Source organism: Clostridium sp. Cult1 (assembly GCF_021655095.1).
Lineage (GTDB): Bacteria > Bacillota > Clostridia > Tissierellales > Tepidimicrobiaceae > Schnuerera.
The window spans coordinates 1,940,995-1,951,313 of sequence record NZ_PPXW01000001.1 but is presented as its reverse complement, the minus strand read 5'-3'; the positions used below and the strand labels follow the sequence as shown (position 1 = coordinate 1,951,313).

Here is a 10,319-nt window from a genome sequence, read left to right as displayed (position 1 = left end):
TAATCCTTTTAGCAAATTTAGATATCTCCATAAGTTTTTTAGTTGGTAATGGCCATATATCTCCAAAGACTAAGGCGCCAATGGATATTCCCTCTTCAATTAATTTTTCTACTGCCTCTCGTACTGGCCCATAGGTAGAACCCCAACTGACTATCAGATTTTCTGGTTTTTCATCCCCTAATAGCCAAGGTTCTTCAACTTCTTCTTTAAGACCCTCAAATTTCTTCATCCTTTTATTTACCATCTTTATTCTTATTTCATCACTTTCCGTAATATTTCCCCATTCATCATGTTCATCACTATCTACTAGAACTACCTGACCTGGTATTTTTCCAGGCAATATTCTAGGAGATATTCCATCTTCAGTAAATTTATATCGTTTATATTCTTGGTCTAATACTCCTTCTTCTCCTGAGATACGTCTTTCGATTTTTATTTTACTGAAATCGAAGGGTTCCCTAGTAGTCGTACTATCTGCTAAATATTGGTCACTCATCAATAATACAGGTATTTGATATTTTTCTGCAATATTAAAGGCTCTGGCTGTTTGATAGAAAGCATCTTCCTGGTCTCTTAATGCTATGACCATTCTAGGAAATTCTCCGTGGCCAGCATGAATCATAAATCTAAGATCTGCCTGTTCCGTTCTAGTTGGAAAACCTGTGGCCGGTCCTGGTCTTTGAACATTTATTACTACAACTGGTACTTCAATAATACCAGCTAAACTTAAAGCCTCTACCATTAAAGCAAAGCCTCCTCCGGAGGAACCTGTCATAGCCCTAACTCCAGCATAAGATGCACCTAGTGCCATATTTAATGCAGCTACCTCATCTTCTACTTGGTCTACGGCAATACCCATTTCATTGGCATGGGCAGCTATGTAATTTAGTACTCCTGTAGAAGGGGTCATAGGATAGCCACAATAAAACTTACATCCTGCTGCTATTGCTCCTAAGCCTACTGCCTGATTGCCATTGATCAATATATGTTTATCTTCTAAAGTAGGTAAACTATACTCGGAGTCTACCATGCCATATCCTGCCCTTAAGGCATTTATATTGACCTTATACAATTTTTCATTAAATCCTTCTCTTATAACTTCTTCCCCAATTTCCAATGGAAGACCATAGTATTTTAGTATAGCGCCCAAGCCAATAGTAGTATATACCCTAGAATTCCTTAAGGCCTTAGCAGTTTTCAATAATGGTAAATGGAATAAGTCCTTATCCTTTCCTATCCCTTCATCGGTAATTACAATTCCATTTTCTTTAAGGCGAGTCAAATGTTGCTCTACAGTTTCTTCATTTAGCGCAAAAACAATATCTACCTTTTCCGTGTGGGCATATATGGGTTTATTAGAGAATCTAATTTGGATAAAATTATGGCCGCCTCTTACTCTTGACATATAATCACTCTTTGAAAATACATGAAATCCAGCTCGTTTTAATATTTTTTCTAATAGATTAGCAAAGGTATCCATCCCTTGACCTGCTTCTCCACCTACCAAAACAGTATAATCCATATTTAACCCTCCCGTTTCTATTGTTTTTAACCATCGTTTATGTTATACCCTAGTAAAGTAGCAACAAACATTAAAGAGAAGAGAGACATATACAATATACTATTTTAAATTATATTTATAGCCACTTAGTGAAAGTAATACCTGGGATGGGAGATAGAATAACCACATAGAGATGGAAGAAATATTGTAAAATAAGCCTTCATTTAAAATATTATACAAAGCAACATTTATATCGCATAGCAGGAAAAGAACCATACCTATTAGTATCATATGACCATTTGGCTTGGGAAATAATCTATCTCTATACGCTTTTGCTGCTTTTATCACACTGTTCAATAGACATATACCATAAAATAATCCCATACCCCATGTAAAATTAAGCTCAAATATCAGTTTATCTACTACAAGATAGACAATAAATAGACTCAAAAATATCACTATAAAATTTCTAATATTTTTCTTTAAATTTGTAAACTCATACCTAAAGGAATATATTATTTGAACTACAGAAAATAATAAGATACCCAATATATAGTGGCGACCCAGAATTAAAAGGAATAAATCAGCAATTAAAGTAATAAATAGTCCAGTTTGGAGTAGTTTAAGATCTTTAACGTTTAGAGCATCATCTCCTGTAAAAAGAGATATCATTAAGACGAGGAGCATGGATAAATATTTTAGTCTATCTGAAGATATGATACTTTCAATATCATATATATCTATATACATAAACCCTATATATAATATAGCAATAAATAACAAAAAAACTTTTACGATTCTCCATTTATGAATAGTTTTTAACATGGTTTCAACCTTTCTATATCAACAAATTCTTCCTTTTATAAAAATAAGAGACGGTTCTCACCATCCCTTATTTGCTAGGTTGGAGCCAATAAAGGGATTCGAACCCTTTACCTGCAGTTTACGAGACTGCTGCTCTGCCTAGTGAGCTATATTGGCTAAGTATTTAATCATAATTATAATATACTACTTTTTAAAATTTTTGTCATCTATTAAATATAATTCCCCCTTCAAAAGGGGGAATGGTCTATTCGCCAGATACTGCTAACTTTTTAATCTTTACAGATGGAGAGCCTACTCCGTCCATAGAAAATCTAAAATCATTTCCAATTTCTTCAATATCCATCAATGTTTCAAAGATATTTCCTGCAATGGTTATTTGATTTACTGGTCTTTTTATTTTTCCTTTTTCTATTTCATAGCCATGGGCAGAAAGGGAATAATCTCCAGACACTGGATCTAATCCAGAATGCAATCCTTGCACATCGGTAATTAACAAACCCGAGTTCATGGTCTTTAATATTTCTTCTAAGGATTTATCCCCTTTTTCTAGATATAGATTAGAAGTTGAAGTTGATATTGGAGATTTATAGGAATCCCTATATCCATTTCCTGTAGATTCAACTCCATCCTTTAAGGCAGATTTCCAATTGTATAAGTAGGTTTTTAATACACCATTTTCAATTATCTTCTTACATTTAGTTGCTGTTCCTTCATCATCAAAAGTACTAACCATAAACCCATCATTATTAAAAGGATCATCTACTAATGTAAAATCACTAACTGCTATTTGTTTTTCTACCTTATCCTTTAGTAAGGATAACCCTTTTTGAACGTATTCTGCATAAAAGATGGATTTAAAAGCAGATAATATGTCTGCAAAAACCGTGTTTTTCAATGCTACTGGATATTCCTTTGATTTTATTGATTTAGCTCCTAAATAGGATAGGGCTTCTTCAACAGCTTCTTTTGCCATTTTTTTATAATCAAAATCTGAAAAATCCTTAGCTATTCGATAACTAACTCCTGTTTTAGTTTCTTCTCCATCTTTAGCAACAACCATAATATAAGCAATACCTAAATTCATATTGTTTTCTAAATTTAACCCCTTAGTATTAAACAAATATTTACTACTTTCTATTTCATTATAAATACAATAGCTTACTGCCACAATTCTTGAATCTAAAGCAAAAGCTTCCTTTTCCAAAGATTTGACGAATTCTATTTTCTCTTCTAAAGGTGTTTCCTTAAGATTTGGGTTAAATCCATCTAACTCCTTGTATCCAGCTGAACCAGAAAATATGATCTCCTTCTCTAATGTATCGATAAACTTTCCATTTTCATAAGCTTCCTCTACTAACATATCAATAGATGATTCATCTACCTTTTCAGTATAGGAATATCCTAATTTACCATCATTAATCCCTCTTAAGGATAATCCTTCTGTTTCAGAGATATTATATCTATCTATTTCTCCTTTAAATACTGCAATTTCAATTTCCTTGGTATTTTCTATATAGGTCTCCATATCCTCAAATTTATCTTTCCCTTTTTCAAAAATCTTATCTACTAAACCTTTGTATTTCATCCTATTCATCCCCCTTCCTTCCACCAACTGTTAGTGATTTTATTCTAATAGTAGGTTGGCCTACATTGGTAGGTACCATGCCACTTAAAGAACCACATACTCCTTGACCAAAGGTTTGGTTATTGCCTACCATATCGATATTCTCTAGTACTTTAATTCCTGTCCCTATTAGTGTTGCACCTCTTACTGGTTTAGTTATTTTCCCATTTTCAATTAAATAGCCTTCCATTACTGCAAAGTTAAAATCTCCTGTAGCTGGATTTACACTACCTCCACCCAACTTTTTTGCAAATAATCCTTTTTCCGTGCTAGATATAATTTCCTCAAAGGTTGAATTCCCATTGGCAATAAATGTGTTGTTCATTCTTGAAGTTGGTTGGAATTTATAGGACTGTCTTCTAGCTGAACCAGTTGACTCCATACCCATTCGTTTCCCATTTAATTTATCTACTAGATAGGATTTAAGGATTCCATTTTCAATAAGTACATTTCTTTGGGTTGGAGTTCCTTCGTCATCTATATTTAAAGAACCCCATTCATTTGGTATAGTGCCATCGTCTATGGCAGTAACTAAAGGTGATGCTACCTGTTCCCCCAATTTATCTGCAAACACTGAGGTGCCTTTAGATACAAAAGTTGCTTCTAATCCATGGCCACAGGCTTCATGGAACAATACTCCTCCAAATTCATTGTGAATAACCACGGGCATAACCCCACTAGGACAATAATCTGCTAATATCATGGTTTTAGCAATTCTTGAAGCTTCTTTCCCTATCTCTTCTACATCAATTTTATCGAATATTTCAAATCCCATTGATCCGCCAGGGCCATAGAAGCCAATTTGTGTTTCTCCATCCTTTGAAGCAACTGACTGGATTTTAAACCTAGTCCTTACCCGTTTGTCCTGAACCATTAATCCTTCTGAATTGGCTATTAACACATTCTGTTCTTCATCAAAGTAGTTTGAAGTAACTTGGGTTATAAGCGGATCATAGGCCTTTGCACTTTCATAACCCCTTTTAAGTAATTCTACTTTTTTTGCTTTTTCAGCATTACTAGGCATTATTTTAATTAGATGTCTATTATTGATATTGGATTCCATTAGATTTAATACCATATCTTTTTTACTAGATTTAATAGCTAAAGCTGCTTCCTTGGCAACTTTTATTAGATTATCTTCTTTTGAGTTGTTAGTATAGGCATAAATACTGTTTAATCCATGGAATATCCTAATGCCTACACCAAAATCCCTACCAGATATGCTATTTTCCACATATCCTCCTACCATATTAATATTTGTATTAAACCTATCCTCTACAAATATTTCTGCAAAATCCCCTCCAGTAGAAAGAGCTGCATAGAGTATATTTTCTATAACCTTTTTGTTAAGCAAAAAATTACCCCCTTTTTCAAAATTTTTCCTATATTAAACATTATATATTATTTTCGATTTAAAAGCATTTATTTTCTTGTTTCAAGAAAATAAAGCAGCTTTGGTCCTATCTAATATGGAACCTCAGCTGCATATTGAAACCTGATACCCTTATACTATCTTGTATTGCCAATAAAAAACAATGCAATAGTTCCAGGGCCTGAATGGGCACCTATAACGGGATCAACATAGTTTATCTTGATATCCTTTACATTTAATCTGTCTCTCACTAATTCTTCAACATACAGAGCATCATCTATGGAATCCCCATGAGATATGAATACAATTTGCTCAGTCGGATTTATACAGCTCTTTTCCATTTCATCTACAAGTGAAATAAGGGATTTCTTTCTAGTCCGTACCTTTCTAACAGGAACAAGTCTGCCTTTATTATCAACATGTAATACTAGTTTGACTCCTAAAACAGTTCCTACTAATGCAGTTGTCCCGGATATCCTTCCTCCCCTTTTTAAATGAAACAAATCATCTACTGTAAACCAATGACAGAGTTGAAGCCTATTTTCGATAAGCCAATCCTTTACCTCTTCAATAGACTTTCCAGAACGTTTCTGCTCTGCACAATAATAAACCAAAAGTCCCTGCCCCATTGAAGCAGCAAGGGAATCGACGACATATATTTTTCGTTCAGGATATTCTTTCTCCAAGTTTTTTGCCACCATGAGGGCAGCATTATATGTGCCACTAAGTGCCGATGAAAAGCTAATATAGAGTATATCCTTGCCTTCTTTTAAGTTGCTTTCAAATACATCTTGGCATTTCTCCATACTTATGAGAGATGTTGTTATTATTTCACCTTGCCTCATTCTATCATAAAATTGTTCAATATCTGTTTTTTCCCCTTTTACATAACTGTAAAATTCTTCTTCTCCAATCCTAAAAACAAGAGGAATAATGTCAATGTTGTACTGTTCAATCATTTCTTCTGTAAGATTTGCTGAAGTATCAGTTATTATTTTATAACTCAATTCCTAACCACCTTTATATATTAATTTTTTATTATATTATTATTGTTATAATATACCAATTTGATAAATATTATACCTGCTACATAGGGGACGGTTCTCGCTGTCCCAAAATAAAATATACGATGAAAATTCTCTCCACTATATTTAATTAGAATTTATGGAAAGACCAAATTCCTTACCAATTTCAATCAATTTAATTTGATACTCCTCATTATTCACAATAGGATTCTTGGCAGTATTATAATATGTAAGCTTTTTTATAATATTGATATTTAAATCTATAAGAGGTTTTACCATAGCTTCAATTGTATAACCCATGGAATTATCATCTGGGCCAGCACATATCCCTATAACTAAAGCCTTTTTACTATTTCCCAGTCTACTTGTCCAACTGTTTCCACCAAAATCATAGTAGCAAAATAATCTATCTATTAATGCTTTCATTTGGGATGTAATATTATAATTATATGATGGTGAAGCAAAAATTAGGCCCTTGGCTTTTTTAATCTTCATATGTATATTTTCCATATCATCTAATACTACACATTTTCCTGTCTTGATACAGGAATAGCATCCTTGACAGCCATTGATTTTATAATCCTTTAGGATTATCTTTTCAGTTTTTATTCCTATTTCATTATTGCCTTCGATTAGCTTATCTACTATCATATCCGTATTTTTACCTACCCGTGGACTTCCCATAAAAGCAATAACATTCTCCATGTAACTTCACTTCCTTCCATGGTTAAGTACCAAATAATAATAAGTGCTTTTAAGATTTTGTAAGTATTATTGTTCTCTTCTCCTCCTCTACCTTCCAAAGATGTACTCCAGTGACTCCTGTTCTTAAGGAACAGAGTAGAACCATCCCCTCGTGTCACTATCCAAAACTAATCTCTTTATGCGTATTTCCTTCTAGGTCTTTTATCTTAAAGGTATTCCTTTCTAATATTCCATAGGTATGAGAATTATTTTTCTTTGGCAATGTTATGCTTCCTGGATTTATTATATATATATTGTCCATTTTTTCTACTTTAGGTATATGGGTATGCCCATATATGAATACATCCCCATTAGCTAATTTAGGCATATTGTTTTCATTATATATATGACCATGAGTTAAAAACAAACGCTTATTATTATATAGAATATTTGAGTAAGTAGCCATTATAGGAAAATTTAGTACCATTTCATCTACTTCACTATCACAGTTTCCTCTTACAGCAATTATTCTGTCGGTAAAACTATTGAGGATTTCTATTACTTGTTTAGGATTGTATTCTTTAGGTAATGGATTCCTTGCTCCATGATATAGGTGATCTCCTAATATTATAATATAATCAGCTTTTTCTTCTTTGAATTTATCCAATGCTTTGTTTAAATAATAGACTGAACCATGTATGTCTGACATGAAAAAAAGTTTCATATGTTTTCTCCCTTCTTATGAAATTTCTATTAGGCATTAGGTTGTTCTAAAATATATATTCTACCTTTTTGTGAAAATTCCTCCATAATAATTAACTCTCCTGTAAATTTAGCAGGTATATGTACTCTTTTTTATTTAATACATACTTTCAATTTATATACAAAATCCATAGCAAGGATATAACCTCACTATGGATTTATATTTATTTTTTGAGAGATTCCCTACTAGCTTGAATTTTATCATCTAAATCCTTAAAAGAAAATATTAAATTATATGAATCATCTATTTCTTTAACAAATAAGCGTCTAATATATCTCCATAATATAATACATGATAATCATTATTTGAGTAGCTACGTTTTTTAATTTCTTCATCTAATGTAGCCGGTTCCATAACCTGCTGATAAACAACTTTACATTCATAATGTAATTCACATTCTCCAATTATAGGAGTAGATACCTTTTGCCCTTCTAGGATGCTTAAATTACATTCTTCGAATTTATTAACATCTCTTCCTGATTTAGTTCCACAATAAGATAATTCCTTTTTTAAATTATTATTTAAAGGAATACTAACGGTAAACTCCTTTGCATTTTCTAATAATTTATAAGTATGCCTTGAATATCTGACAGCAACCATAAATATAGGCTTGTTCCAAATATAACCTATAGTCCCCCAACCTATTGTCATGGTATTTATTTCATTTCCATCTTTTACAGTTAGAAAAGCTCCTTTTTTCAACTGTTCTAAAGCTTCTGATGAATACTCATTATAATTGATTCTTTGAATTGTCATGATAATATCTCCCCTCCTTAAAAACTTCTTCTATCAATATTTATTCTACTTATGTATAAAAAATCCTCTATATAATTGATTTATTTAAATATTGACAAATTGTTTTCCCATAAAAATACCTCCAAGTAGATAATCTAATTTTAATTAATTAGACTGTCTACTTTAGAGGTATCATATCAAACCATCCCTTCTATCCCATTAAAAGCCAAAGCTTTCACCCAAAGCATCTGCAGCTAGTATTGCAGCATAAACATCTTCTGCTGTAACTTCGAAAGGCATATTATAGATGGTTTCACCTTCTGCACAGCTTAATTTTGCTACATCCATTAATTTTTCTTCCGATGCTTCCGTAATATTTAGCTCTTTTAATGTAGTTGGTAATCCCACCTCATTACAGAAATATAATACTTCTTCTATTTCCTCTAATGGTGCATTTTCTAATACTAATTGGACTAAAACGCCAAAAGCAACTTTTTCTCCATGATATAACTCATGGGTTTCTTCAATAGCAGTTAACCCATTATGGATAGCATGGGCTGCAGAAAGACCACCGCTTTCGAAACCGATACCGCTTAATAGGGTATTTGCTTCTACTATTTTCTCCACTGCTATTGTTGCTACTTTCTTTTCTACAGCTAGTTTTGCCTTTAACCCTTCATTTATCAATGTTTCATAACATAAATTAGCTAATGCAATTGCAGCATCTGTCGGATAACCTCCAGCCATAGTCTTTGCGCCAGCCTTAGCAGCTGCTCTTGCTTCAAATTTAGTTGCTAGTGCGTCTCCCATACCTGCAACGAGCAATCGTGCTGGAGCATTAGCAACTGCATCTATATCGATTAGTACCATATCTGGATTTTTAGGTAATAGCAAGTATTCATCAAAAGCCCCATCTTCAGTATAAATTACAGACAATGCACTGCAAGGAGCATCAGTACTTGCTATAGTTGGTACTATAACTGCTGGTACTTTCTCATAATATGCAAGAGCTTTAGCAGTATCGTGAATCTTACCTCCTCCTACTCCCATAACTACATCAGACCCTTTTTCTTTAAATTCATCTCGAAGCCTATTTATTTCAACTTTTGAACATTCTCCATTGAATTCAATAAAATTAATTTTAGCAGCATTTCCAAAACTTTCTTTTATAATCTCTCCAAATCTTTTATAGCCTGATTTACTAATTAGAATGAAAAAAGAACTACCTAAATGTTCTACATGGGTTTTTATTCTCTTTAATTCTCCCTTGCCCTGAATATATTTTCCAGGGGAAATTATTATCTTCGTCATACAAATCCCTCCTCAATTTTTTTAATGAATTATATACCCGTGTTTGATAATAATTAAACAATCTAATTTCGTTTTATTATAAAATGTAAATATAAATTTCCTATTGGTAATAAAATATAACACCTAGATCAAACTCTAGGTGTCCTCTATTTAATATCATACATTCCATGGCTATGCATGTAATTGAACAATTTTTGTCCATGGACTTGTTCATCATGTTGTATGTGTTGAGGTGCTTGTCAAACATTAGGATCTGCTGATTCAAAAACTGCTGTATCGTGGAATCCAGATATATACTTTTCAGTTGATAACAAATCCTCTAATAGAATTTGGTCATTTGGACTAGGTCCTTGAAAAGTAGTATGCCCCTCTGTAGTCATATTAGTAGGTTTATAGGTCATATCCGGTTGCATTCCTTGTAGAATCTGATTAATCATATCATAATGATGCTGCTCTTCCTAAGCAATTTCCATTGATAG

At 32.7% G+C, this 10,319-nt stretch carries 10 protein-coding genes and 1 tRNA gene; all 11 read right to left on the bottom strand.

Annotated features, from left to right (window positions below):
* A partial coding sequence (locus tag C3E89_RS09715; RefSeq protein ID WP_236912510.1) for a 2-oxoacid:acceptor oxidoreductase subunit alpha occupies positions 1–1,522 on the bottom strand: 1,522 nt, incomplete at its 3' end.
* A 99-nt stretch (positions 1,523–1,621) separates the two neighbouring features.
* The gene (locus C3E89_RS09710) at positions 1,622–2,326 is read right to left on the bottom strand and encodes a lysoplasmalogenase family protein (RefSeq protein WP_236912508.1); all 705 of its coding nucleotides are present in this window, start codon (positions 2,324–2,326) and stop codon (positions 1,622–1,624) included.
* Positions 2,327–2,406: 80 nt separating this feature from the next.
* Positions 2,407–2,482 (bottom strand) — tRNA-Thr (locus tag C3E89_RS09705).
* Positions 2,483–2,570: 88 nt separating this feature from the next.
* Positions 2,571–3,911 carry a TldD/PmbA family protein gene (locus C3E89_RS09700; protein WP_236912504.1) on the bottom strand — a complete coding sequence of 447 codons (1,341 nt, stop codon included), beginning with the start codon at positions 3,909–3,911 and terminating at the stop codon, positions 2,571–2,573.
* 1 nt (position 3,912) lies between these two features.
* Entirely contained in the window at positions 3,913–5,304 is a 1,392-nt protein-coding gene (locus tag C3E89_RS09695; RefSeq protein ID WP_236912501.1) for a TldD/PmbA family protein, read from the bottom strand.
* 155 nt (positions 5,305–5,459) lie between these two features.
* A complete protein-coding gene (locus C3E89_RS09690) occupies positions 5,460–6,329 on the bottom strand; it encodes a DegV family protein (protein ID WP_236912499.1) in 870 nt (289 codons plus the stop codon).
* Between the two features lie 144 nt (positions 6,330–6,473).
* On the bottom strand, positions 6,474–7,052 hold the full coding sequence (locus C3E89_RS09685; RefSeq protein WP_236912497.1) for a flavodoxin family protein: 579 nt from the start codon (positions 7,050–7,052) through the stop codon (positions 6,474–6,476).
* Between the two features lie 157 nt (positions 7,053–7,209).
* Positions 7,210–7,755, bottom strand: coding sequence for a phosphodiesterase (yfcE, locus tag C3E89_RS09680; protein ID WP_005585419.1), 546 nt, complete (start codon positions 7,753–7,755; stop codon positions 7,210–7,212).
* Between the two features lie 282 nt (positions 7,756–8,037).
* Complete coding sequence (locus C3E89_RS09675; RefSeq protein ID WP_236912495.1) at positions 8,038–8,550, bottom strand: flavin reductase family protein; 513 nt, start codon at positions 8,548–8,550, stop codon at positions 8,038–8,040.
* Between the two features lie 198 nt (positions 8,551–8,748).
* Positions 8,749–9,840 (bottom strand): glycerol dehydrogenase, encoded by a 1,092-nt coding sequence (locus C3E89_RS09670; protein WP_236912493.1) that lies wholly within the window; start codon positions 9,838–9,840, stop codon positions 8,749–8,751.
* 239 nt (positions 9,841–10,079) lie between these two features.
* A complete protein-coding gene (locus C3E89_RS09665; protein ID WP_236912490.1) occupies positions 10,080–10,277 on the bottom strand; it encodes a spore coat protein in 198 nt (65 codons plus the stop codon).
* Positions 10,278–10,319 lie beyond the last annotated feature (42 nt).

What these genes read in the sequence shown, in the direction of transcription:
- C3E89_RS09710 (WP_236912508.1), bottom strand. Translation starts at nt 2,326, where the DNA reads ATGTTAAAAACTATTCATAAATGGAGAATCGTAAAAGTTTTTTTGTTA.
- C3E89_RS09700 (WP_236912504.1), bottom strand. Translation starts at nt 3,911, where the DNA reads ATGAAATACAAAGGTTTAGTAGATAAGATTTTTGAAAAAGGGAAAGAT.
- C3E89_RS09685 (WP_236912497.1), bottom strand. Translation starts at nt 7,052, where the DNA reads ATGGAGAATGTTATTGCTTTTATGGGAAGTCCACGGGTAGGTAAAAAT.
- yfcE (WP_005585419.1), bottom strand. Translation starts at nt 7,755, where the DNA reads ATGAAACTTTTTTTCATGTCAGACATACATGGTTCAGTCTATTATTTA.
- C3E89_RS09675 (WP_236912495.1), bottom strand. Translation starts at nt 8,550, where the DNA reads ATGACAATTCAAAGAATCAATTATAATGAGTATTCATCAGAAGCTTTA.
- C3E89_RS09670 (WP_236912493.1), bottom strand. Translation starts at nt 9,840, where the DNA reads ATGACGAAGATAATAATTTCCCCTGGAAAATATATTCAGGGCAAGGGA.
- C3E89_RS09665 (WP_236912490.1), bottom strand. Translation starts at nt 10,277, where the DNA reads ATGATTAATCAGATTCTACAAGGAATGCAACCGGATATGACCTATAAA.